This window comes from Nocardioides bruguierae, assembly GCF_023554635.1.
GTDB lineage: Bacteria > Actinomycetota > Actinomycetes > Propionibacteriales > Nocardioidaceae > Nocardioides > Nocardioides bruguierae.
The window spans coordinates 17,260-40,022 of record NZ_JAMJPH010000012.1 but is presented as its reverse complement, the minus strand read 5'-3'; the positions used below and the strand labels follow the sequence as shown (position 1 = coordinate 40,022).

The following is a 22,763-nucleotide window of genomic DNA, read 5'->3' as shown; positions in this document are numbered from 1 at the left end:
ATAGCGCTTTCAAGCGAATCTGCAAGCGCTATCAGAAATCAATTTCAGAGACCTCCGCAGCACGGCCCCGACCCGACAGATGTCAGGCCGGGGCCGTGGGTCCGCCCGTCGGGCGGGGGGCTGGAGAGGCTCAGACGACGCGGTCGCCCTCAGCCGTCTCCAGGTCCGCCCAGACGTCCTGGGCGCGGGGGCCGACGAAGCGGTCGGCGCCGGGGCCACCGGCGAGGTCGTCCACCTCGCCACCGCCGGCGAGGAGGTCGTCCCCGCGGCCGGCAGCCAGGTCGTCCGAGCCGTCACCGCCGACGAGCACGTCGTCGCCTCCCCCGCCGCGCAGCACGTCCGCACCCGCACGTCCGAGCAGGACGTCGGGGCCCTCGGTGCCGGTCAGGACGTCCGCGCCAGACCCGCCCACGTGCACCTGCACGACCTCGCGCACCGTCTGGTCATCGAGGACGGCGGTCACCCTGAGGGCGGCCGTGCCCGCGTCCTCACCGCGCGGCACCAGGGCGAGGGTCCGGCTGCGCCCCTCGCCTCGCGGCTGCAGCGGCTGCTGCTGGAGCACCGGGTCGCCGGCGGAGGCGACCGTCACCGTCGCGTCCTCGGCCCCGTCGCCGGTCAGGGCGACCCGGTAGGTGACCCGCTCGCCGGTGACCCGGCCGGCCTCGAGCCGCACGCCCAACGGCGTCGGCTCCCGCACCGTGCTGGTGGCGACCACCGCCCGGGCGAGGGTGACGGTGTCGAGGTCCGGGCCGTAGGCCTCGTCGTTGCCCAGCACGAGGTCGCCGCCGACGGTCGTGAGGGTCACGGGCACGGAGGTGTCCCAGAAGCTCGACCACGAGTAGTTGTGCCGGAACGGCACCCGCGTGCTCGAGCCTCCGGCCTCGTCGACGTCGAGGAACCGCGAGACGACCTGGGGGTTGTAGTTGATCCCGCTGACCCGCTCGGCGTTGGCGTAGCCGAACGTCAGCACGTAGTCGTCGGCACCCAGCGCCGTCGGCCGGGTCAGGGTGAGCGTGTTGCCCGGCCCGTTGCCGACGTCCACGACCTTGGTCACCGCGCCCGAGGCGTCCGCGGAGCCGTTGGACCCGACGTTCGCGGGGATCGTGCTCGCGTGGGCGTTGCCGGCGGCCTGCAGGTCCTCGGCCTCGAGGGCCAGGACGTCGGCGGTGTCGGCGTCCGCGGCCACCTGGTCGGGGCCGCGCAGGGTGGTCAGGTCGTCGAGCAGCACGCCGGCGTCGGAGGAGACCTGCACCTCGTGGACGCCCTCGGAGAGCCACGCCCGCACCGTGGTCGTCCACGTGCCGGCCCGCCCGGGGCTCGCGCGGTGGACGACCCGCCCGTCGAGGGTGACCGTCACGTCCGAGCCGCCCGTCGTGGCGTAGCGCAGCGCCAGGTCCTGGTACCCGGCGCCCGCGTTGGCCGTGTAGAAGGTGGCGGTGCCGCCGTCGGCCAGCCGGGCCGCGCCGGCGGTGGCCGGGTCGGCCCAGTCGAGGTTCGCGCCGCCCGAGAGCCGTGCGTCCGTCGCGGGGTAGGTGGCCCGCTCGCCGGCGGTCACGTCGTAGAGGTCCATCCGGTCCAGCGTGATGTCGGCCCCGGGGAGGACGTCGGTGCCGTTGCGGCTGGCCCGCAGGGAGAGCCTGTGCTGCCCGGCGGTCAGCGGGAGGTCCACCAGGGCCGTGCCGCGGTAGCTCCAGCCGAGGTTCGCGCCGTAGTGGACGAGGGTCGCGAGCTCGCCGTCCACGAAGAGGGCGTGCACGCCCGGCGCCTGGTTGGCCCCGCTGAGCACGCTCAGCCGGTAGTCGCCGGTGCTCGGCGCAGTGACGTCCCAGGTCACGGACGAGGCGGCGTTGTTGAACCCGCCCACGTCACGACCGGACGAGGCGGGCAGCTCCCAGGCGAAGTGGTTGTCGTGGGAGTAGACCGAGGCGCCGGCCACCGTGGCGTCCTCGGCCTCCGTGGAGTCGACGAGCGACGTGGAGACCGGCAGCGACGTGGCGGCCACCGGCGTGACCCGCACCTGGTAGGCGGTGGTGTCGAGCGAGTTCGGGATGGTCACCGAGACCGCCCCGTCCACCACGTCGACGTCCTGGGCCAGCACCACGGGCGGCTCCAGGGTGTCGCCCTCCTTGCCGTTGAGACGAGCGGCCCGTACCTGCACGTGCACCCGTCCGCCGAACGTCGCCGCGTCGACACCGGTCACGTCGACGGTGATGTCCTGGGTGGAGCCGCCGACCAGCACCGTGGCCTCGCGGTCGTCACGGTCGACGGTGGCGATCGCCTGGAGGCTGCGCAGCCGGTTCAGCACCGGAGGAGTCACCTCGACGGTGTCGCTGCCGGCCAGGTCGCCGTACCACTTCAGCAGCCACCAGCCCGGGTTCGCGCCGTTGGTGCGCGAGGAGTTGTCGTCGAGGTTGCCGGCGTAGTTCCAGTAGGCGGTCTGCGCGTCGACCTTCTCGTCCTCGAGCACCGACATCCACTGCAGCAGGTAGGCCGGGGTGCCCATGTCGTTGCTCAGGCCGTACTCGGTGACGTTGACGGGGACCTCGGGCTCGCCGAGGCCGTCGAGGATGCCCCGGTAGGTCGCCATGTTCGAGCGGAACTGGTCCAGCGACCAGTCCTGGAGCACGTGGAAGACGAAGACGTCGGGCATCTCGTCCTGGGCGGAGGCGTAGGTGAGGAGGTCGCGTGTGCGGTCCTCGTGCCAGACGGCGTCGCCGGGCCCGCCGACCCGGGCGTGACCCAGGCCGTGCGCGGCGTAGACGTCCTGGATGACGTCGTAGGTGGCGGTCCAGTCGGCGAGGAACTGGTCGCGCATCGCGCCCCAGTCCTGGTACCACTGCCCGTCCGGCTCGTTGAACGGGATGAAGACGTACGCCTCCGGGTGCGCCGAGGTCGTGGCGACCTTCTCCACGGCCGTGCGGACCACGTCGAGGTAGTCCCACTGCCCGTCGCCGTCCTCGTCACCCGGGCGCACGCCCCCGTGGTACGGCCAGTCCGGGTAGTCGTCCTGGAGGTAGACGTACATGTCCTCCCCCGCGCCGGCGAAGAAGCTCCGCTCGACCTCGAGGGCGTCGCCGTTGGGGTGCTGCTCCCCGTCCGGGGACTTCTGCGAGACGTTGGTGATGCGCGCGCCGTTGACCACGGATTGCGAGGGCACCCCCTCGTCGCTGAGGGCGTAGAGGCCACCGCTGGCCCCGCCGCGGAACGCGCCCGTCGCCTGCCCGAGGTCGACCTCGATGGTCTCGCCCCCCGCGGCCGCGGCGGGTCCGGCGGTGCCGACCACGCCGACGACGCCGAGCGCGCTCGCGGCCAGCGACCCGGCCACTGCTGACGCGACCAGCGCCCGGCGGCTGCCGACCCTGCGTTGCTGCTGTCTCATCCGTGCTCCCTGATCCTCCGCCGCGCCCGGGTCGCCCCCGATGGCCGACCTGCGCCGGACCCGGCTCCTGCGCCGCCGCCGTTGTGGCGTCGGTCACATGAAGATAGCGCTATCAGAAAGCGCTATCAAATGGCAAGGAGCAAGACCTGGGACCGGAGCGCCGCCGTCGGCTGCAGAGCTCGCTCGTGGCGCCGACCACCGAGGGCGGGCGCGCGTCGCCGCGACACCGGGAGGGGCGGCCCCGGAGGAGAAAATGCCGAAGGCCCGCTGGACTGGTGTCCAGCGGGCCTTCAGGTGCTGCGCGCCTGTAGGGATTCGAACCCCAAACCTTCTGATCCGTAGTCAGATGCTCTATCCGTTGAGCTACAGGCGCCCGTCTCATCGCTTGCGCGGTGCGACCAGAAGAGATTAGCGCAGGTCCCATCCAGGTCCCAATCGCGCCCGGCCACGGCGCCCGCCGCCCGCCGGCCACGGCTCGCGCAGCCTTCCGCCCCTCACTCCTCCAGCACCCGGCAGCGCCGCCCGGGATGCCACCCAGAACGGGCCGGAAACGGGCATGACACCTGTCCCGCAACAGTGGCACGAGCCATTGTGATCCACGTCTCCAGTCTTGGCTCGTTCTAATAGTCGGACGCTAACGTCCGCTGTATGGTCACCGGCACCCCGGACGGCGGTGAGACATCCGTGCGGGGAACGCACCGACCCCGCGTCGACGAAGCCGCGCGGAAGACGTCCCGCGGGCCCCCGGGCTCGCACCACGACGAGTCCGGACCCGGGCACGGACCGGGCAGGGCCCACGCTCCGGCGTGAGAAGGCGAGAGCACCAGATGACCGCGATCCTCGAGACCGAAGACACCACCGGCGCCACGCCGCTGGAGCAGGCCGCGCCGACCAGCCACCGCGGCATCCTGGACTTCGTGGCCGAGGTGGCCGCGCTGACCCAGCCCGACGAGATCCACTGGTGCACCGGCTCGGACCAGGAGTGGACCGAGCTCACCGACTTCCTCGTCTCGGTCGGCACGTTCACCCGCCTGAACCCGGAGCGGATGCCGAACAGCTTCCACGCCGCGTCCGACCCGATCGACGTCGCCCGCGTCGAGGACCGCACCTACATCTGCTCCGTGGCCGAGCGCGACGCCGGCCCCACCAACAACTGGATGGCGCCCGCCGAGATGAAGGCGCGCATGCGCGGCCTCTACGACGGCTGCATGCGCGGGCGCACCATGTACGTCATCCCGTTCGTCATGGGCCACCTCGACGCCGAGCGCCCGATGTTCGGCATCGAGGTCACCGACTCGGCCTACGTCACCGCCTCCATGCGGGTCATGTCCCGGATGGGCACCGACGTGCTGCGCCGGATGGAGGAGCTCGAGGCCGACTTCGTCCAGGCGGTCCACTCCGTGGGGCACCCGCTCGAGCCCGGCGAGGCCGACGTGGCGTGGCCGTGCAACGAGGTCAAGTACATCTCGCAGTTCCCCGAGGAGCGCGCGATCTGGTCCTTCGGCTCGGGCTACGGCGGCAACGCCCTGCTGGGCAAGAAGTGCTACGCCCTGCGCATCGCCTCCGCCATGGCGCGCGACGAGGGCTGGCTGGCCGAGCACATGCTCATCCTCAAGCTCACCAGCCCCGCCGGCTCGGTCAAGTACGTGGCCGCGGCCTTCCCCAGCGCGTGCGGCAAGACAAACCTCGCCATGCTCGAGCCGACCATCCCCGGGTGGAAGGTCGAGACGCTCGGCGACGACATCGCGTGGATGCGCCGCGGCGAGGACGGACGCCTGTGGGCGGTGAACCCCGAGAACGGCTTCTTCGGCGTGGCACCGGGCACCAACTGGCACACCAACCCGAACGCCATGCGCACCATCGCCAAGGGCTCCTCGGTCTTCACCAACGTCGCGCTCACCGACGACGGCGACGTCTGGTGGGAGGGGCTGGAGAACCCGCCGGCCCACGCCACGTCGTGGAAGGGCGAGGACTGGTCCCCCGACAGCGAGGAGCTGTCGTCCCACGCCAACAGCCGCTACTGCACCCCGATCCGCCAGTGCGACATCCTCGCGCCCGAGTTCGACGACCCGCGGGGGGTGCCGATCGACGCCATCCTCTTCGGCGGACGCCGGCGCACCACCGTCCCGCTGGTCTTCGAGTCGCGCGACTGGAACCACGGCACGTTCCTCGGCGCCACCCTCTCCTCCGAGACCACGGCCGCCGCCACCGGCGCGGTCGGCGTCGTGCGGCGCGACCCCATGGCGATGCTGCCGTTCATCGGCTACAACGCCGGCGACTACTTCGGCCACTGGGTCGCGATGGGCAAGCACGCGGACGCGGCCAAGATGCCGCGCATCTTCTACGTGAACTGGTTCCGCCGTGCCCGCCTCGAGGACGGCAGCGACGGCGGCTTCCTGTGGCCCGGGTTCGGCGAGAACAGCCGCGTGCTCAAGTGGGTGGTCGAGCGGATCGAGGGCCAGGCCGCTGCGGTGGAGACGCCCATCGGGCACGTGCCGACGCCGGAGTCCCTCGACACCGACGGTCTCGAGATGACCGCCGCCGAGCTCGAGGCCGCCCTGGCCGTGGACGCCGACGAGTGGCGTGCCGAGCTGCCGCAGATCGAGGAGTGGTTCGCGAGGTTCGGCGACGACCTGCCCAGCGTGCTGCGCGACGAGCTGGAGGGCCTGCGGGCCCGCCTGGGTGCGTGAGGCTTCCCCCGGCCCTTCACGCACCATCCCCACCTCGACCCCGGACGGCAACGGCGCCGTCCGGGGTCGCGGCACGTCCATGCGTCGAGTCGTTCCACCGTGGGTAGGAGTCCTCTGTGGGAACATGCGACGCGTGGGGCGTCGCTGCCTGCCGTCCCACGTCCCCGACCCACCAGGAGCGCGAAGTGACGACCCTCGGCCCGGAGGAGCGCGCGCTGTTCGAGTCGGCCGGCGTCCCGCTCTACGAGGACGTGCTGGCCGCCGGCGGCATGGCCGTGGACGACGTCCGCCTCGGCGAGGGTTCCTCCGAGCAGCGCGCCTTCGAGCTCCTCGTCGAGCTCGGGCTGCTGCGCCTGGATGCCGACAACCAGCGCTGGCACGCCGACGACCCCGCCACGGTGCAGTCCCGCGTCGTGGCACCCATGAACGTGGAGTCGACCCGCCTGCTGACGGAGTCGACCGAGTGGGCCCGCGCCTTCACCGGCATCGGCCAGGCGTGGCGCCGCACCCCGCACGCCGACGGGCCGGGCCCGGTCACCTACCTGCGCGACGGCGCGATCGGGCGGTTCCTCACCGCCATGGTGGCCGACGCGGAGAGCGAGATCCTCACCGCGCAGCCCCAGGCGGGACGCGACGCCCAGACCCTGGCCGCCGCGGTGCTGCGCGACACGGCGGCTCTCGAGCGCGGCGTCTCGCTGCGCACGCTCTACCAGCACTCCGCCCGCCGCTCGACCGTCACCTCCCAGTACGTGCAGGAGGTGACAGAGCGCGGCGCCGAGGTGCGGACGTTGGACGAGTTCTTCAACCGGATGATCGTGGCCGACCGTCGCGTCGCCGTGATCCCGAACGGGGAGGACCTGCGCGTCGCCGTCGCGGTGCGGGAGCCGTCCGTCGTCGCCTACCTCGTCGACGTCTTCGAGCGCTCCTGGGAGCGCGGCCGGCCCTTCACCAACAAGGAGACCGGCACGATGCGGACGATCGCGGGCGAGCAGCGCGCGATGACGATCCGGATGCTGATCGAGGGCCACGCCGACCCGGCGGCCGCCAAGCGGCTGGGTGTCTCCCCGCGCACGTACGCGGGCTACGTGGCCGACCTCAAGACCGAGTTCGACGCCGAGACCCGCTTCCAGCTCGGCTGGAAGATGGGCCGGCTGGGCCTCACCGGCGAGGACGACGACCCCGAGCCGGGCACCGCCGTACGCGACTGAGCCGGACGCGACTGAGCCGCACCCGCCGAGGGAGGGTGCGGCTCAGCCCGTCCGGAGGAGGCCCCGCCGAGGGGTGGGCATCCTCCGGAAAGAGGACACCCCGGCACACCTGCTCTGCGAGGGAGAGCGGGGGGACCGGGGCGTACTCACCTGAAAGCGCACAGGCGCCGGAATCAACCCGACGCCTGGTGCTCCGAGATCCTGGGTCTCGGTCCACGCCCGAGAGGCGGACCGACGACCCCGGAAGTCACTTGACGATCTTGCAGTACCCGCCGCAGCCCCAGCTGGTGTCGACGGCCTGAGCGGGAGCAGCGGTCACGGCGGCCAGGCCGAGACCGAGGGCGGCGGTAGCAACGACGATGCCGGCCTTGCGAACGATCTTCATGATGCGTGGTCCTCTCGTGTCCTCAATGGGGGGAATCACGACAAGAGTGCGGCCGCAGGTGTCGGCTTGGCGATGTTTCTGGTGCCTCATGTCTGTGCAGTGCAGAAACTTGCAACATGCGGTGGGACCTGCGGAAACGTCCCAGGGAGGGGATCGATGCAGGGCGTCCCTGCACCGTAGCGAGACCGCGCTCACCCTTCCAGTCCTTGCCCGGGCGCGTCCTGTTCCTGGGCACGGGTTGGTGCACGTCCGTTCCACACGTCCGGCGCCGGCCGACCGACGCGGCACGCTACGACAGGCCGGCGGGCCTCCGGAACGAGACCGGCCCGGCCCCCGATCTCTCGGGGCCCGGGCCGGTCCTGCTGCGACGTCGTCGCTCGGGCCCGTGGTGGGCCCCACTGCGGAGGCGGAGGGATTTGAACCCTCGATGGGGTTGTAGCCCCAAACCCGCTTAGCAGGCGGGCGCCATAGACCTGACTAGGCGACGCCTCCTCGCGCACGACGAGGTTACCGTCCCGACACGGAAGGTGCCGAATCAGGTCCCCCCGGGCGGCCTGCCGGCCGTCATCCGGCGGGTCGGCGGGCGGGTCAGCGGGCGGGTCAGCGCCGCCCGAGGCGGGTGATCATCTCGGTCACGAACAGCTCGCGGTCGTAGGCCAGCGCAGCGACCGGGATGCGGGTGGTCCGCCCGTCCTGGAGGTGCAGGCCGAGCACCGCGACGCCCTGCGGGGTGGACGTGGAGACCCGCTCGACCTCCTGCCAGGTGGCGGCCCGCTCCCCGACGCCACGGACGACGCCGACGCGGTACCCCGCCTCGTCCACGCGCACGACCCAGGCGCGCGCGAACAGCCACCACGCCAGCGCGGCCGAGGCGACCACGCCGACGGCCGCCACCACGCCGACGACCCACCCCGGCACGGGGGTGAGGGCGACGACCAGGAGCGTGGCGAGCGTCAGCAGCGCGGTGAGCACGAGCGCCACACCGGTGAGCCGCAGCGCGATCGCCGGCGCCAGCCGGTACGTGTGGGGCGTCGGTGCCGGGGGCGTCTGCTGCTCGCTCACGCGCTCATCCTCCCGGACGCCGGCGGGCGGCCGCGACGCGGGTCGAGCCGCCCCGTAGGATGCGCGGGTCCGCGGGCGCGCCTGGCACGCCGGCGGCACGGAGGGGTGCCGGAGTGGCCGATCGGAACCGCCTTGAAAGCGGTCGTGGGGAGACCCACCGCGGGTTCGAATCCCGCCCCCTCTGCCACGCGGGCCCGGGACCGGGACGAGGACCCGGCAGCGCTCAGGAGAGCGTGACCAGCGGGTCGCCCTCCTGGACGACGTCGCCCGGGGAGACCTTGATGGCCGTCACCGTGCCGGCGGTCTCGGTGAGGACGGGGATCTCCATCTTCATCGACTCCAGCAGCACCACGGTGTCGCCCGCGGCGACCTTCTGACCGACCTCGACGGGCACGGACAGCACGTTGGCCACCATCTCGGCGAGGATCTCGTTGACGTGTTCACGCGGCACGTCGCTCACCGTAGCCGTTACCGGCGCGTACCCCGGCCCCGGGGCGCGGCCCTCAGCGCAGCGGGCGGGTGCGCGGCGGCTCGGGGCGGACGGCGGCGGCCTCCTCGGCCCGGCGCGAGCCGCGGCCGCCCTTGGGGCCGGTGAGGGCCAGGTCGAGCCGGATCACCAGGAAGCCGATGACGAGCCCGACGACGAGCCCGTAGAGGGTGGAGAGCCCGGCCTCGGAGAGCGAGACCCGTGCGTGCGCCAGCGCCCCGGCGACGGGCGCGGTGGCGGCCACGCCGAACGCGCACATCCACCAGCCCTGCCGGCGGCGGGCCCGCATGTGGCAGCCCCAGGCGAGCGCCGGGACCCCGAGGATCGTCTCCAGGGGCCGCGGGAAGGCCCCGAGGTGCACCCGGGTCCAGCGGACCGCGTCCAGCAGGTCGGAGACCATCGCACCCGGCCCGTAACGGCGCAGCGCCTCGGCGTAGGCCACGCCCACGACCAGCACCACCGAGCCGGAGACGACGGCCACGAGGCCGCGGCGGCCGAGGCCGTGCAGGCCGGCGGCCAGGCCGCGCACCAGCACCAGGGCGCCGACCAGCGACAGGCCCAGCACGAGGTAGTCGAACCGCGGCACCGAGAGACCGGGTCCCCAGCCGACCACGGCGAACGAGCCGACGGTCGCGACCAGCAGCGCGATCGCGGCCTCGCGGGCCGCGTCCAGCACGCTCTTGGCCGGCACGGTCACGAGCACGCCGAGCAGGGCGGCCACGACCGCCGTCATCACGGCGGCCCCGTTGCGCAGGACGGGTTCGTCCAGCCACCACGTGGCGCCACCGATCAGGGCGGCCAGCGTGCCGAAGACGAGGGGGCGACCGCCGGTGCGGGCCGCGAGCGCCCACGAGTAGGCGGAGGTCATCACGAGCGAGCCGAGGGTCCCCAACCACGCCGGGCCCACGGGCACGACCGTGGCGACGAGGCAGCCCAGCGCACCCAGCACGAGCACCCACCAGCCGGTGACCGGCACGCGGGAGGCGGCCAGGCGGCGGTACCACGACGGACGGCGGGGCGCGTCCTCGTCCTCCTCGGCCGCCGGGCCGGCACCGGACGCGGGGTCGGACGCGGGGTCGGAGCTGCTCGCGGAGTCTTCCGGGGCCGGGCGCGGCGCCGCGTCCGGGAGGGAGCGCGTGGGGCCCGGCTCCTCGACGCGCGGCGGGAGCGGCGCGGGAGCGATCGGCTCCGGCTGGGCGGCCACGCCGACGGAGGCAGCGGCGGTGTCGGCGGCACCGGGCCCGAGGCCGACGGCGCCGGGCACGACGCCCGTGCCCGTGGCGGCCGGGGCGCCGCCGGTCACGCCGGAGACCTCCGGCAGGGACCGCCTGGCAGCACGGCTGCCACCGAGGGGTCGCTCGACTCGCGCGCGGCCGAAGCGACGTGGCTTCTCGGCGCGCCGACGGGGTGCGGCTCGACGGGACACGACCAGCCAGGTTACAGGCGACGGTTGCTCAACGACGGGTTGGTGCGACGTGCCTCGGCGAGCCTGACGGCGTCCACCTCGGCCCGCAGCACCGTGGGCCCCTCCCCGGCCTCGGCGAGCACGTCGCCGAGCGGGTCCACAACCAGGGAGTGACCGCTGTAGCGGGGCCCGGGCTGGCCGCAGGCGAGCACGTGCACCGTGTTCTCGATGGCCCGGGCCCGCACGAGGGTGCGCCAGTGGTCGACCTTGCGGTCACCGGCCACCCAGGCGGCGGGCACGACGAGCACCTCGGCGCCGGCGTCGACCAGTCTCCGCGCGAGCTCGGGGAAGCGGAGGTCGTAGCAGGTCATGAGGCCCACGCGGACGCCGCCGACCTCGACGACGGCGGGCTCGTCGAGCGGCCCGGCGGTGAGCCGGTCGGACTCGCGGTAGCCGAAGGAGTCGTAGAGGTGGATCTTGCGGTACTCGGCCGTGGCGCCGCCGCGGACCAGCAGCGTGTTGTACGGGCGCGCCGGGTCGGGCGAGGTCTCGATCATCCCCGCGACCACCGTGGTGCCGCGCGCCGCCGCCACCCGCGCCAGCTCGGTGCCGAAGGGCCCGTCGACGGCCTCGGCGAAGGGAGCGACGTCGGAGCCCGCCGCGCCGAAGTCGCGGGCGAAGACCTCGGGGAGCACGACCAGGTCGGCGTCGTCGGGGACGAGGCCCGCCAGCCGTCCTCGGTTCTCGGCGGGCTCCAGCCCGGCGGCCTCCTGCACCAGCGCCACCCGCAGCACGGGGGCGGGCGCACCGGTGCCGTCGACGGTGCCTGCGGTCGCTGCTGCGCTCATGGTCCCACTGTGCCAGGCGGGCGGGTCGCGTTCACGGTCGTGCCAGGCTGACCCCGTGGACTCCTCGCCGCCCGTCTCCGCCCCCTTCTCCGCGCTCGTGCTCGCAGGCGGCCGCGGCAGCCGGCTGGGCGGCCGGGACAAGGGAGCGCTGGCCGGCGAGGACGGTCGCACGCTGCTCCAGCGGGCCCTGGCCGCGGTGGCCGGGGCGCACAGCGTGGTGGTGGTCGGCGAGCCCGACCCGGCCGCCCTGCCCCCGGGGACGCTGGTCGCCCGCGAGGACCCGCCGCTGGGCGGCCCGGCGGCCGCCACCCTGGCGGGGCTCGACCGGCTCGAGGCGCCCGACGCCGCCGGCTGGGTCCTGGTGCTGGCCGTGGACATGCCGCACGTGGGCGCCGGCACGGTGGCCCGGCTGCTCGAGGCCGCTGCGACCTCCGGCACCGACGGCGCGCGCCTGCTCGACCCCGACGGCCGCCACCCGCTCGCGCTGGTCGTGGACGGACGCCGGCTGGCCGCCGTCCGACCCGACGCGGGCGACCCGCGGGCGTCCGACGGGCTGCCCCTGCGCCGCCTGCTGGCGCCGCTCGACCTCACGGCGGTGCCCACCGCGGGCGCCGAGCACCACGACGTCGACACCCCCGACGACCTGGCCGCCTGGCGTGCCGACGGGTAAAGGCGGCCACGAACCGGCTGTGGGTTCGCCCGACCTGCTTGCGGTGCAAGCGGTGACCTGCGCAGATTGGTCCCTGTGAACCTCCACGACTGGATCGACGAGCTCTGCGACGCCCTCGACCTCGACGCCGAGATCGACGAGGGCCTCGTGCTGGACATGACCCGCGTCGTCGCGCACGGCGTCGAGCGCCCCGCCGCGCCGATCAGCGCCTACCTGCTCGGCCTGGCCGCCGGCTCGAAGGGGCTGCTCGCCAAGCCGGAGGAGATCGAGGCGCTGGTCGAGAAGACCGTCGCGCTCGCCGAGGGGTGGGACCGCCCCGGCGGCGCGGAGCAGGACACCGAGGACGAGGCGGAGGAGCTCGAGGAGTCCGAGGTCGACGAGGAGGAGTGACGCACCGCAGGGGTGACCGGCGCGGCCGGCCCGCCCCTACGGTGGGGGCATGCGTGCCGTCGTCGCCACCGAGCCCGGAGGGCCCGAGGTCCTCACCGTCACCGACCTGCCGGACCCCGAGCCGGGCGAGGGCGAGGTCGTCCTCGACGTCGTCGCTGCCGGGTTGAACCGCGCCGACCTGCTCCAGCGGCAGGGCTTCTACCCGCCGCCGCCGGGCGCCTCCGAGGTGATCGGCATGGAGGTCTCCGGCCGCGTCTCGGCCGTCGGCGAGGGGGTCTCCGGCATCGAGGTCGGGGACGAGGCGTGCGCGCTGCTCGCGGGAGGCGGCTACGCCACGAAGGTCGCCGTGCCGGCCGGTCAGCTGCTGCCGGTGCCCCCGGGCGTGGACCTGGTGACGGCCGCCGCGCTGCCCGAGGTGGCCGCGACCGTCTACTCCAACCTCGTGCTCACCGCCGGGATGCGCAACGGGGACACCCTGCTCGTGCACGGCGGGGCCGGCGGCATCGGCTCGTTCGCGATCCAGCTGGCCGTCGCCTCCGGAGTCCGGGTGATCACCACCGCCGGCACCGCCGAGAAGCGGGCGTTCTGCCGCGACCTCGGCGCCGACGTGGTCGTCGACTACCACGAGGAGGACTTCGTCGAGGTCGTCCGCGAGGGCACCGACGGCGCGGGGGTGGACGTCGTCCTCGACAACATGGGCGCGAAGTACCTGATGCGCAACGTCGAGGCCCTGGCGCTGGACGGACGGCTCGTCGTCATCGGCATGCAGGGCGGCACCAAGGCCGAGCTGGACCTCAACGCCCTGCTGCGCAAGCGTGCCGGCGTGATCGCCACCAACCTGCGCGGCCGGTCCGTGGCCGAGAAGACCGAGATCTGCGCCGGCCTGGTCAAGGACGTGTGGCCGCTGGTCGCCGCCGGCACCGTGCGTCCGATCGTGGAGGGGACCTTCCCCCTCGAGCAGGCCGTCGACGCGCACCGCCTCATGACCGAGGGCAGCCACACCGGCAAGATCCTGCTCACCACCTGAGCGGCCGACCGAGCGCCCACCCAGGGTCCACACGAGCGGCCCGGACGGGCGAGCGCTGCCAGGGCGGGGCTGCCTAGGCTGGAGCCATGAGCGAGAGCGACGCCGACCAGCAGCCCCAGCAGGCCCAGGAGCCCGGCGAGCAGCACGTGGTCATCGTGGGCCCCGACGGCCAGCCCATGGCCACCGTCCCGGCCTCCGCGCTGCGCGGCGTCACCGCCGCCGGGCAGGCCCCGGCCGACGGCGAGAGCGACGACGAGGACGGGGACGAGGGCCGCAACCTCGCCGACCTGGTCGAGCAGCCCGCCAAGGTGATGCGGATCGGCACGATGATCCGCCAGCTCCTCGAGGAGGTGAAGGCGGCCCCGCTGGACGAGGCGAGCCGCCAGCGCCTCAAGGAGATCCACCAGGCCTCCATCACCGAGCTCGAGGCCGGCCTGGCCCCCGAGCTCGTGGAGGAGCTGCGCCGCCTCTCGCTGCCCTTCACCGAGGACGCGATCCCCTCCGAGGGTGAGCTGCGGATCGCCCAGGCCCAGCTCGTGGGCTGGCTCGAGGGCCTCTTCCACGGCATCCAGACCGCCATCTACGCCCAGCAGATGGCCGCCCGCGCCCAGATGGACCAGATGCGTCGCGGGCTGCCGCCGGGCCCGATGCCGGGCGGGCCGACCGGCGCCACCGGGGGCGGCCCGGAGCAGGGCGACGAGCACCACCGCAGCGGCGGCATGTACCTCTGAGGCTCCCCGGGCGCGTCGCGCCCGGGTGGGTCAGTGCCGCACGAAGCGGCGCAGGAGGCCGAGGCCGAGCAGGCCGACCAGGGCCATCGCGGCGCCCGGCGCGGCGATCCGCGCGAGGCTGCGCGGCTGGGTGACCTCGAGCGTGGTGAAGGTGGCGGCCTCGGGCTCGGCGGCCACGGGCGGGCGCGGGTTGGGGTAGATCTCGGAGATCTTCTCGTCCACGGCCGCCGTGAGCGGGGTGGTGCCGCCGTCGCCGGTGGCGACAAAGGTGCCGCCGTCGGTGGTGACGACGAACAGGAACGTCTCGCCCACGGCGAGCCGCCCCAGGTCGCAGCCGGTGCGGGTGCCGCCCTCGGTGACCACGGTGGCCTGCGTGCTGTCGACGCGGCTCTCGCCCTTGTAGACCAGGTCGACCTCGACCTCGTGGGTGATCTTGTTGCCCCGGCGCACGGGCAGCGGCTGCACCTCCAGCGAGGTGACGGTGCCGGAGAAGACCGCGGTCGCCTGGCGCACCTGCGTGCCGAGCGGCAGGTCGGCGCAGGTGTCCTTCGGCGCGGCGGAGGCCGCGGTGGCGGGCAGCACCACGAGGCTCGCGGCGAGCGCCAGCAGCACCGCGAGCGCGCCGAGGGGGCGCGCGAGGACGGTAGGCAGGTGGCTCAGCACCCCTCCAGGGTGGCAGGTCACAGGTCGAACACTCCAGCCAGGACCTGGGCGACCCCGTCGTGGTCGTGCCCCGGAGCCACGTGGTCGGCGGCCTCGACGACGCTCGGGTGCGCGTCCGCCATGGCGTAGGAGGTGCCGGCCCAGCGGAGCATCTGGAGGTCGTTGGGCATGTCGCCGAAGGCGATCACCTCGTCCGGCTCCACCCCCAGGTCGGAGCAGAGCAGCGCCAGCGTCGTCGCCTTCGTGACGCCCGCGGCGCTCACCTCGAGCAGGGTGGTCGAGGACGACCAGGTGATGGTGAGGCTGCCGCCGGTCGCCTCCTCGGCGAGGTCCCAGAACTCCTGGGGGCCGAGCTCCTCGTGCCGGGCCAGCAGCTTCAGGGCCTGCGAGCCGGGCTCGTCGGTGAGCAGGTCGGCCATGGGGGCGCGGCGGGCGGTCTCGGGCAGCGGGAAGCGCTCGACGAAGTCGGGCTCCACGTCCAGACCGCGCTGGCTCTCCACGCCGAACACGGTGCCGGGCACAGCGGCCCGCAGAGCCTCGCACCAGTCCAGCGCGGCGCGGGCCGGGATGCCGCGCACGGTGGTCGGCCGGTCGCGGCTGACGTCCCAGATCATCGCGCCGTTGGAGACCACGGCCAGGCCGTGGCTGCCCACGTGCCCGAAGACCTCACGGGCCCAGCGCAGCGGCCGGCCGGTCACGAACACCACCGGCACGTCCCGCTCGTCGAGGGCGAGCAGCACGTCCCGGGTGTAGACCGAGACCATCCCCTCGACGTCGCACAGGGTGCCGTCCAGGTCCGTGGCCACGAGGCGAGGGGTGCTCACGAGGCACCAGCATCCCGCACGGCGGCCGCGGGCGGAACCGGCCGGAGCATCACGAGGTGGCCGTCCTCGTCGGAGCCGCGCAGGCCGGTGAAGCCGCACCGGGCCAGCACCTTCAGCGAGGCGGCGTTCTCGGGGCGGACGGCGGCGCGCAGCCGCACCCCGCCCGGCAGCGTCCCGGAGGCACCGAGCGCGTCGACGGCGGCCGTCAGGCCGGCCAGCGCCTCGGAGGCGAAGCCGTAGCCGTGCGCCTCGTCCACGAGGCCGTAGCCGACCTCGGTCTCGAGCACCGCGTCGCCGGCGTGCGGCTCGGGCGGGCCGAAGCAGCCGATCGAGCCCAGCACCGTGCGGCCGCGCACGATGCTGCGCGGGCCCCAGCCGTCCCCGTCGACCCAGAGCACCGCCGCGTCCACGTCGTCGCGCCGCGGGAAGTCGGGGTGCCAGTCGGGGTGGCGGCGTCCCGCGCGCAGCGCCGCCACGTCCTGGGCCGACCACAGCGGCAGCGCCAGCCGCTCCGTGCGCAGCACGGGGGCGGGCGCGGGGGTGCTCAGAAGTACCGCCCGATCTCGGTCGCGGCGCCGTCCTCGGTGACCGGGTGGGTCACCGCGTCGGCGGCCTCGACCACCTCGGGCACCGCCTGGCCCATGGCCACGCCGCGCCCGGCCCACGCGAGCATCTCCAGGTCGTTGCGCCCGTCGCCGATGGCCAGCGTGTCGGCCGGGTCGACCCCGAGGTCGCGGGCCACCTCGTCGAGCCCGGAGGCCTTGGAGATGCCGGTGGGCGCCAGGTCGAGCCAGGCTGTCCAGCCGACGACGTAGTCGGTGCCGTGCAGGCCCAGGCGTCGGCCCAGGTCCACGAAGTCCTGCGCGGTCGCCTCGGGGTCGCGCACGATGACGCGGCTGACCGGGGCGGCCACGATCTCCTCGACCGGGGTGATGGTCTGCGTGCCCGAGAGCTCGCCGTCGGGGAACGGCGCGGAGACCCGGTAGCCCTCGCCGCCGCGGTCCTCGACCGCGACGACCGCGTTCGGGTGCTCGCGCAGCACCGCCGCCACCGCGTCCGCGGCGTCGAAGGTGTGCTCGTGGGTCACCTCCATCGGCGGGTAGCGGAAGACCACCGCGCCGTTGGAGGCCACGATCCAGACCGGTTCGTCGGCGCCCAGGCCGAGCATGTCGGCGACCGGCGTCATGCCGTGCGGGGAGCGGCCCGAGGCCAGGACGACGTGGCAGCCGGCGTCCATGGCGCGGCGGACGGCGACCCGCACCGGCTCGGTGACCTCGGCGTGGGTCTGGCCGGAGCCCTCGATCCACGACAGCAGGGTGCCGTCGATGTCGAGCGCGATCAGGCCCGGGCGCCAGCCGGGGGCCGGGTCCGGGCCCACGGCCGGGAGCGGACGCTGCGCGACGGGGGACTCGCTCACGCCTGCACCGCGTCGGCGGTGGCCGGGTGGACGGGGGTCAGCACCTCGAGCCCACCCAGGTAGGGCTGGAGCGCCTGCGGCACCCGCACCGAGCCGTCGGCCTGCTGGTGCTGCTCGAGCAGGGCGATGATCGGCCGGTTCACCGAGCACAGCGTGCCGTTGAGGGTGGCGATCGGGCCGGTGGCGGTGCCGCCGTCCTCCTTGGCGAAGCGGCCGCGGGTGTCGAGGCGCCGGGTCTGGAAGTCGGTGCAGTTCGAGGTCGAGGTGACCTCGCGGTACCGCTCCTGGCTCGGGATCCAGGCCTCGCAGTCGAACTTGCGGAAGGCCGAGAGGCCGAGGTCGCCGGCGGCGACGTCGATGACCCGGTACGACAGCTCGAGGGCGTCGAGGAACTCCCGCTCCCACGCCAGCAGGCGCTCGTGCTCGGCGGGCGCCTCCTCCAGCGTGGTGTAGACGAACATCTCGACCTTGTCGAACCAGTGCACGCGGAAGATGCCGCGGGTGTCCTTGCCGTGGCTGCCGGCCTCCTTGCGGAAGCAGGGGCTGACCGCGGCGTAGCGGAACGGCAGTGCGTCGGCGTCCAGGATCTCCTCGGAGTGGTACGCGGCCATCGGCACCTCGGAGGTGCCGACGAGGTACATGTCCTGCCCCTCGATCCGGTACACGTCGTCGGCGGCCTGGCCGAGGAAGCCGGTACCCTCCATCGCCTTCGGCTTGACCAGCGACGGCGGGACGACCTCGATGAAGCCGTTGGCCTGCGCCATGTCGAGCGCCATCGCGATCAGCGCGCGGTGCAGGCGGGCACCGATGCCGGTGAAGAAGTAGAAGCGCGAGCCCGAGACCTTGGCACCGCGCTCGAGGTCGATCGCGGCGTGCATGCGGCCCAGCTCGACGTGGTCGCGCGGGGTGAAGCCCTCGGCGGCGAAGTCACGGATCTCGCCGACGGTCTCCAGCAGCGCGAAGTCCTCCTCGCCACCGGCCGGGGTGGGCTCGGCGGTGAGGTTCGGCATCGAGGAGAGGCACTCGTTCCAGGTCTCCTCGGCCTCCTTCTGGGCGGCCTCCGCAGCCTTCACCTCGGCGGCGAGCGCCTTGGTGCGGGCCAGCAGCGCGGCCTTCTCGTCCCCCTGGGCCTGGGCGACCTGCTTGCCCATCGACTTCTGCTCGGCCCGCTTGGACTCGAACTCGGCGATGGCGGCCCGGCGGGCGGAGTCCGCGGCCAGGGAGCGGTCGACGACCTCGTCGGAGAGGCCGCGCTTGGCGAGCGAGGCACGGACGCGGTCGGGGTCGTCGCGCAGGACCTTGGGGTCGATCATGCCCCCGAGGCTAGCCGCCGGAGCCGTCACCGCTCACCTCGGATTCCCCAGGCCGCGCCGCGCCTGTGGAGAACGGTGCGCCCGACACCACGCGGCGCACGGGCCCGGGGACGTCGGCACGCCGCCGCGGACCTCGGCATACTCGTCCCCGTGGCCGCTCCCCTGACCGCTCCCCCGACCGCTCCCCTGGCCCCCCGCCAGCGTCTGCGGATCGGTGCGTGGGGCCTCGCCTGCTGGGTCGTCCTGGCCCTGGTGGGCCTGTTCCAGGGGCAGGGCTGGCCGCCGGTGACCTGGCTGGACTCGCTCGCCGCCGGCGCCGGCGACACCGTGTGGGTCTCCCCGGACGACGAGGCGATGTTCCGGGTCCTGCTCACCATCGAGGACGTCTTCTCCCCCTCGGGCATCACCACGATGGTCGTGCTGCTCGCGATCGCCCTCCTGGCGCTGGGCCGCGGCCGGCTGGCGATCATCACCGTCATCACCCCGCTCGTGGTGGGCCGGCTGACCTCGCTGCTCAAGGTGACCTACGGCCGCGAGCGGCCGGCGTGGCAGAACACCGACGGGTTCCTGGAGTCTGGCTCCTTCCCGTCCGGCCACGCCTCCGGCACCGGGGCGCTCGTGGCGCTGCTGGCCCTCGTGGTGCTGGTCGCGGTGCCGTCGGTCCTCGGCCGGCGGGTGCTGCTGGGCGTGCTGGCCGTCATCCAGGTCGTGGTCTGCCTCGACCGGGTGCTGCTCGGGCGGCACTACCCCTCCGACACCGTGGCCGGCACCCTGCTGGGCGTCGGCGCCGTGCTCGTGGCGGTCGCGCTCTACCCGCCGCAGGGCGGCACCCGCCGCGGCGAGGCCCCCGCCCCCGCCACCCAGGACGAGGCGGGCGAGCCGGTCGTGCAGGGGCGGCCGCTGGCCGTCGTCCTGAACCCGGTGAAGGTCTCCGACCCCGACGCCTTCGTGGAGATGGTCGCTGGCATGGCCGCGACCCGCGGCTGGGCCCCGCCCCGCGTCTACCTGACCACGGTCGAGGACCCCGGCCACGGCATGACCCGGGCCGCCTTGGGCGACGGCGCCGAGCTGGTGCTCGTCTGCGGCGGCGACGGCACCGTGCGCGAGGTGTGCGCGACCATGGCGGGCACCGGCGTGCCCGTGGGCATCGTGCCCGCCGGCACCGGCAACCTGCTGGCCCGCAACCTCGACATCCCGCTGTACCGGCGCCCCGCGCTGGAGTGCGCGCTGGGCGGGGAGACCAAGGCGGTCGACCTGGTCGCGGTGCGCGGGGACGGCCTGGAGGAGACGCACTTCCTCGTCATGGCCGGCATGGGGCTGGACGCGGCGATCATGGAGAGCGTCAACGAGGAGTTCAAGGCCCGCGTCGGCTGGCTGGCCTACGTCTTCTCCGGCATCAAGGCCTCGATGTTCCCCACCATCAAGCTGGAGATCTCCGTGGACGGCGGGGAGTTCACCACCCACCGCGCCCGGATGGCCGTGGTGGGCAACGTCGGCTACCTCACCGCCGGCATGCCGCTGCTGCCCGACGCCACCATCGACGACGGCCGGCTCGACGTCGTGCTGCTCTACCCGCGCGGCCTGCTGTCGTGGGTGCCGCTGGCCGCGCGCGTGCTGCTGCGCCAGCGGCACACCGACGACCTGGTGAACCGGATGACCGGCCGCACCATCACCCTGCGCTCGGCCAGCGCGGTGCCGCGCCAGCTCGACGGCGACCCGTGCGGCGAGGGTCGCGAGCTCGAGATGACCTGCCTGCCGGGCGAGCTCCTCGTGCGGGTGCCCGGGGAGCGCGTCACCCCCTGGGCGGTCGCGGCCAAGGTGAACGCCCGGCTGACCGCCGGCGCCTCGACCCCCTCCTGACCAGCGCCGACGCCGCGCTCAGCCGATCGGGTCCGGCTCGCGCCGGTCCACCTCGAAGCGGTCGAGCGCGAGGACGTCCTCCTCGTGGTCGGCGTTGGAGGTGAGCAGGCTGACCCCGACGTAGGTGAGGGCGCCGACGGCGAAGGACAGGAGCGTGGCCCACCCGTCCATCCCGATCCCGACGACGTCGTTGCTCACGTAGAGCAGGTCGTTGGGCACCCCGTAGAGCGTCGGGGTGAGCACCAGCAGGACGGCGCGGACCACGAAGCCGACCCCGCACGCGGCGAGCGTGCCGGCGGTGGTGCCCCGCCGCCAGAAGACGCCCACGATGAACGGGACGGCCAGGCAGGCGAGCATCAGGTCGAACGCGAGGGTCAGCAGGATGCCGGTCTGGGAGACACGGATGGCCAGCAGCACGCCGATCGCGACGACCGGGAGCATGGCCACGCGCGTCCAGCGCAGCAGCGGGTCGTGGTGGCCGGGCTCCACCTCGCGGCGGATGCCGACGATGTTGCGCACGGCCACGGCGGACGTGGCCAGGATGGCGCCGGAGGCGGTGGAGAACGAGGCGGCGACGATGCCGGAGAGGGTCAGCACGGCGAGGATCGCGGGGGCCGGTCCGTCGAGAAGCTGGTAGACGATCGGGCCGTTCGCGGCGTCCAGCCCCAGCACCGAGGACGCGGTGAGCGCGATCAGCGCCCAGAGCGTGCCGATCACCGCGGTGGCGCCGGCGCCGATGAAGCAGGCCTTCTGCGCGGCCTCGGGCGACCTGGCGGCGAAGATGCGCTGCATGAAGTCGATCGCCACCAGGTCGCCGATGCCGAGGCTGATCAGCGTCGCCCAGTTGATCGGCGCGCCGAGCTCGCTGCTGGTCAGCTGCTCGAGGTCGAACGGGCCCATGCCCGGAGCGATCTCGATGCCGTAGGAGACGGCGACCCAGCCGAACAGGGCGAGGGTGCCCACCACGGTGATGACGGCCTGGATGACGGCGGTGTACGCGTCCGAGTAGAGACCCCCACCGATCGTGTAGGCGAGGATGAGCACCACGGCGAGCACCACGCCCACCTGGTAGCCCAGCGGGGTGAAGTACTCGAAGAGGAAGCCCATCGCCACGAGGTTGCCGGCGAGCAGGATCGTGAAGGCGAAGATCATCAGCACCGAGGCGACCACCTCGACACGGCGGCCGTAGCGCTTGGCGAAGAAGTCGCCGAGGGTGAACAGGCCCATGCGGTTCATGGGCTTGGCCAGGAACAGGCCCGCCAGCAGCAGGCAGAGGGCGAGACCGAGCGCCAGCGAGGCACCGGCCCAGAAGCCGAACGTGCCCGTGAGGTCGGTGTTGCCGACCGTGGCGTTGGAGTCGACGGCGGCGGTGGTCAGCGCGACCGCCACGAGCGGCACGCCGAGGGACCTGCCGGCGACGAGGTAGTTGGCCGAGTCGCCGTCGACCTTGCGGGCGACCGCGATGCCGACGACGAGCACGAGCAGGACCGTGAGGGCTACTCCGGTGATGATCATGGGCTGGGCTCCTGGCTGGAGGACGTCGCCGGAAGCGGCCTCGACGCGCCCGGGGCTCGACGGTGAGCCCGGCGCCTTTTCGATCGAGCGACCGGCGTGGTGCGTCCCATTGCGCCGCCCGGATGTTTCGTCGGGCGTACGCGGCAGGCAACAGGTCTGTTAATTCGGTCGTTCGATCGAAATAACGCCTACGGGACGAGGGCGGCACCCGCCTCGCGCGCGGCGGCGACGGCGTCGGCGTCCAGGCCCACGACTCGCAACGCCGCGTCGGCGATCCGGTCGGTGACCTCGCGACCCGGCGCCACGCCGGCGTCCCGGCGCCGCAGGATCACCGACTCGACCAGGCCGAAGACCAGGTCGGCGAGCTCCCCGGCACCCTCGGCCACCCCCTGCTCCGCCACCAGCGCGGCGACCAGCCCGGCGTAGACGCCCGCGAGGCGGTCGCGTTGGGCGTGGAACGACGCGAACCGCTCGTCGCCCAGCTCGGGCAGCAGGTAGAGCGAGCCCAGGTTGGTCTCGCCGGAGGCCAGCAGCCGGGCGTCGTAGGCGCACAGCGCCCACAGTCGGGCCGCCGCCGTCCCCTCGGCGCCGGCGAGGCCGTCCGCGTAGGCCACCGACGGCTCGACGGTGCGCAGCAGGAGCGCCAGCAGGATCGCGTGCTTGCCGCCGAAGTGGTGGTACATCGTGGCCTGGGAGATGCCGGCACCCTGTGCGATCGCGTAGGTGGACGTCGAGCCGAAGCCGACCTCGCTGAACTGCTTCGCCGCCGAGACGAGGATGTCCTCCTCCGTGCCCAGACCGCTGACCGACGAGGCCTTGCGAGGCCGTCCGCGCCGTCGCGGCTTCTCCTCCGCCTGCTGCTCACCCACCCCCGCAACCTATCCGGCAC

General features: G+C 73.8%; 20 protein-coding genes and 3 tRNA genes. 8 read left to right on the top strand and 15 right to left on the bottom strand.

Annotated features, from left to right (window positions below; genetic code table 11):
• Nucleotides 1-130: 130 nt before the first annotated feature.
• A complete protein-coding gene (locus M8316_RS07815) occupies nt 131-3,379 on the bottom strand; it encodes a hypothetical protein (protein WP_250053493.1) in 3,249 nt (1,082 codons plus the stop codon).
• Between the two features lie 300 nt (nt 3,380-3,679).
• A tRNA-Arg gene (locus M8316_RS07810) sits at nt 3,680-3,752 on the bottom strand.
• Between the two features lie 454 nt (nt 3,753-4,206).
• Between M8316_RS07810 and M8316_RS07805 the strand changes: the two genes are divergently transcribed.
• Both M8316_RS07805 and M8316_RS07800 read left to right on the top strand, forming a co-directional pair.
• Nucleotides 4,207-6,069, top strand: coding sequence for a phosphoenolpyruvate carboxykinase (GTP) (locus M8316_RS07805; RefSeq protein WP_250053491.1), 1,863 nt, complete (start codon nt 4,207-4,209; stop codon nt 6,067-6,069).
• 185 nt (nt 6,070-6,254) lie between these two features.
• The gene (locus tag M8316_RS07800; protein ID WP_250053489.1) at nt 6,255-7,277 is read left to right on the top strand and encodes a phospholipase D-like domain-containing protein; all 1,023 of its coding nucleotides are present in this window, start codon (nt 6,255-6,257) and stop codon (nt 7,275-7,277) included.
• 247 nt (nt 7,278-7,524) lie between these two features.
• Here M8316_RS07800 and M8316_RS07795 read toward each other — a convergent pair whose 3' ends face one another.
• From M8316_RS07795 to M8316_RS07785, 3 genes are all read right to left on the bottom strand, one after another.
• A complete protein-coding gene (locus M8316_RS07795; protein WP_250053487.1) occupies nt 7,525-7,662 on the bottom strand; it encodes a hypothetical protein in 138 nt (45 codons plus the stop codon).
• A gap of 401 nt (nt 7,663-8,063) precedes the next feature.
• A tRNA-Ser gene (locus tag M8316_RS07790) sits at nt 8,064-8,154 on the bottom strand.
• Between the two features lie 108 nt (nt 8,155-8,262).
• Nucleotides 8,263-8,724, bottom strand: coding sequence for a hypothetical protein (locus M8316_RS07785; protein ID WP_250053485.1), 462 nt, complete (start codon nt 8,722-8,724; stop codon nt 8,263-8,265).
• A 99-nt stretch (nt 8,725-8,823) separates the two neighbouring features.
• Here M8316_RS07785 and M8316_RS07780 point away from each other — a divergent pair.
• Nucleotides 8,824-8,911, top strand: a tRNA-Ser gene (locus M8316_RS07780).
• 36 nt (nt 8,912-8,947) lie between these two features.
• Here M8316_RS07780 and M8316_RS07775 read toward each other — a convergent pair.
• The 3 genes from M8316_RS07775 to M8316_RS07765 all read right to left on the bottom strand — a co-directional run bounded on the left by M8316_RS07775 (nt 8,948) and on the right by M8316_RS07765 (nt 11,464).
• Nucleotides 8,948-9,175 carry a biotin/lipoyl-binding carrier protein gene (locus tag M8316_RS07775; RefSeq protein WP_250053484.1) on the bottom strand — a complete coding sequence of 76 codons (228 nt, stop codon included), beginning with the start codon at nt 9,173-9,175 and terminating at the stop codon, nt 8,948-8,950.
• Nucleotides 9,176-9,227: 52 nt separating this feature from the next.
• Nucleotides 9,228-10,514, bottom strand: coding sequence for a hypothetical protein (locus M8316_RS07770; RefSeq protein ID WP_250053483.1), 1,287 nt, complete (start codon nt 10,512-10,514; stop codon nt 9,228-9,230).
• Between the two features lie 134 nt (nt 10,515-10,648).
• Nucleotides 10,649-11,464, bottom strand: coding sequence for a carbon-nitrogen hydrolase family protein (locus tag M8316_RS07765; protein ID WP_250053482.1), 816 nt, complete (start codon nt 11,462-11,464; stop codon nt 10,649-10,651).
• Between the two features lie 55 nt (nt 11,465-11,519).
• Between M8316_RS07765 and mobA the strand changes: the two genes are divergently transcribed.
• The 4 genes from mobA (at nt 11,520) to M8316_RS07745 (ending at nt 14,282) form a co-directional block, all read left to right on the top strand.
• Nucleotides 11,520-12,134: a molybdenum cofactor guanylyltransferase gene (gene mobA / locus M8316_RS07760; protein WP_250053481.1), complete on the top strand. Its 615-nt coding sequence runs from the start codon at nt 11,520-11,522 to the stop codon at nt 12,132-12,134.
• 75 nt (nt 12,135-12,209) lie between these two features.
• On the top strand, nt 12,210-12,524 hold the full coding sequence (locus M8316_RS07755; RefSeq protein WP_250053480.1) for a DUF6457 domain-containing protein: 315 nt from the start codon (nt 12,210-12,212) through the stop codon (nt 12,522-12,524).
• A gap of 49 nt (nt 12,525-12,573) precedes the next feature.
• Nucleotides 12,574-13,551 carry an NAD(P)H-quinone oxidoreductase gene (locus tag M8316_RS07750; protein WP_250053479.1) on the top strand — a complete coding sequence of 326 codons (978 nt, stop codon included), beginning with the start codon at nt 12,574-12,576 and terminating at the stop codon, nt 13,549-13,551.
• An 86-nt stretch (nt 13,552-13,637) separates the two neighbouring features.
• Nucleotides 13,638-14,282, top strand: coding sequence for a bacterial proteasome activator family protein (locus tag M8316_RS07745; protein WP_250053478.1), 645 nt, complete (start codon nt 13,638-13,640; stop codon nt 14,280-14,282).
• Between the two features lie 30 nt (nt 14,283-14,312).
• Here M8316_RS07745 and M8316_RS07740 read toward each other — a convergent pair whose 3' ends face one another.
• Genes M8316_RS07740 through serS form a run of 5 tightly spaced genes read right to left on the bottom strand, consistent with a single transcriptional unit; the run spans nt 14,313 to nt 18,499 of the window.
• Entirely contained in the window at nt 14,313-14,945 is a 633-nt protein-coding gene (locus tag M8316_RS07740) for a hypothetical protein (protein ID WP_250053476.1), read from the bottom strand.
• 17 nt (nt 14,946-14,962) lie between these two features.
• Nucleotides 14,963-15,769 carry an HAD family hydrolase gene (locus M8316_RS07735; protein WP_250053474.1) on the bottom strand — a complete coding sequence of 269 codons (807 nt, stop codon included), beginning with the start codon at nt 15,767-15,769 and terminating at the stop codon, nt 14,963-14,965.
• Nucleotides 15,766-16,293, bottom strand: coding sequence for a GNAT family N-acetyltransferase (locus M8316_RS07730; protein ID WP_250053472.1), 528 nt, complete (start codon nt 16,291-16,293; stop codon nt 15,766-15,768). Before M8316_RS07730 ends, M8316_RS07735 begins: the two co-directional genes overlap by 4 nt.
• Before the next feature lie 20 nt (nt 16,294-16,313).
• Nucleotides 16,314-17,186 carry an HAD family hydrolase gene (locus tag M8316_RS07725; protein ID WP_250053470.1) on the bottom strand — a complete coding sequence of 291 codons (873 nt, stop codon included), beginning with the start codon at nt 17,184-17,186 and terminating at the stop codon, nt 16,314-16,316.
• Complete coding sequence (serS, locus tag M8316_RS07720; protein WP_250053468.1) at nt 17,183-18,499, bottom strand: serine--tRNA ligase; 1,317 nt, start codon at nt 18,497-18,499, stop codon at nt 17,183-17,185. Before serS ends, M8316_RS07725 begins: the two co-directional genes overlap by 4 nt.
• Before the next feature lie 150 nt (nt 18,500-18,649).
• On the opposite strand from serS, the gene M8316_RS07715 reads away from it, so the two are divergent.
• Nucleotides 18,650-20,359, top strand: a complete 1,710-nt coding sequence (locus M8316_RS07715) for a bifunctional phosphatase PAP2/diacylglycerol kinase family protein (protein WP_250053466.1) — start codon at nt 18,650-18,652, stop codon at nt 20,357-20,359.
• Nucleotides 20,360-20,377: 18 nt separating this feature from the next.
• On the opposite strand, the gene M8316_RS07710 is transcribed toward M8316_RS07715, so the two are convergent.
• Together M8316_RS07710 and M8316_RS07705 are read right to left on the bottom strand one after the other, a co-directional pair.
• On the bottom strand, nt 20,378-21,874 hold the full coding sequence (locus M8316_RS07710; RefSeq protein WP_250053464.1) for a sodium:solute symporter family transporter: 1,497 nt from the start codon (nt 21,872-21,874) through the stop codon (nt 20,378-20,380).
• A gap of 188 nt (nt 21,875-22,062) precedes the next feature.
• A complete protein-coding gene (locus tag M8316_RS07705) occupies nt 22,063-22,743 on the bottom strand; it encodes a TetR/AcrR family transcriptional regulator (protein WP_250053462.1) in 681 nt (226 codons plus the stop codon).
• Nucleotides 22,744-22,763 lie beyond the last annotated feature (20 nt).

Excerpts from the sequence above, each read along its gene's own strand:
- M8316_RS07815 (WP_250053493.1), bottom strand. The coding sequence starts at position 3,379 with ATGAGACAGCAGCAACGCAGGGTCGGCAGCCGCCGGGCGCTGGTCGCG.
- M8316_RS07805 (WP_250053491.1), top strand. The coding sequence starts at position 4,207 with ATGACCGCGATCCTCGAGACCGAAGACACCACCGGCGCCACGCCGCTG.
- M8316_RS07795 (WP_250053487.1), bottom strand. The coding sequence starts at position 7,662 with ATGAAGATCGTTCGCAAGGCCGGCATCGTCGTTGCTACCGCCGCCCTC.
- M8316_RS07765 (WP_250053482.1), bottom strand. The coding sequence starts at position 11,464 with ATGAGCGCAGCAGCGACCGCAGGCACCGTCGACGGCACCGGTGCGCCC.
- M8316_RS07750 (WP_250053479.1), top strand. The coding sequence starts at position 12,574 with ATGCGTGCCGTCGTCGCCACCGAGCCCGGAGGGCCCGAGGTCCTCACC.
- M8316_RS07745 (WP_250053478.1), top strand. The coding sequence starts at position 13,638 with ATGAGCGAGAGCGACGCCGACCAGCAGCCCCAGCAGGCCCAGGAGCCC.
- serS (WP_250053468.1), bottom strand. The coding sequence starts at position 18,499 with ATGATCGACCCCAAGGTCCTGCGCGACGACCCCGACCGCGTCCGTGCC.
- M8316_RS07710 (WP_250053464.1), bottom strand. The coding sequence starts at position 21,874 with ATGATCATCACCGGAGTAGCCCTCACGGTCCTGCTCGTGCTCGTCGTC.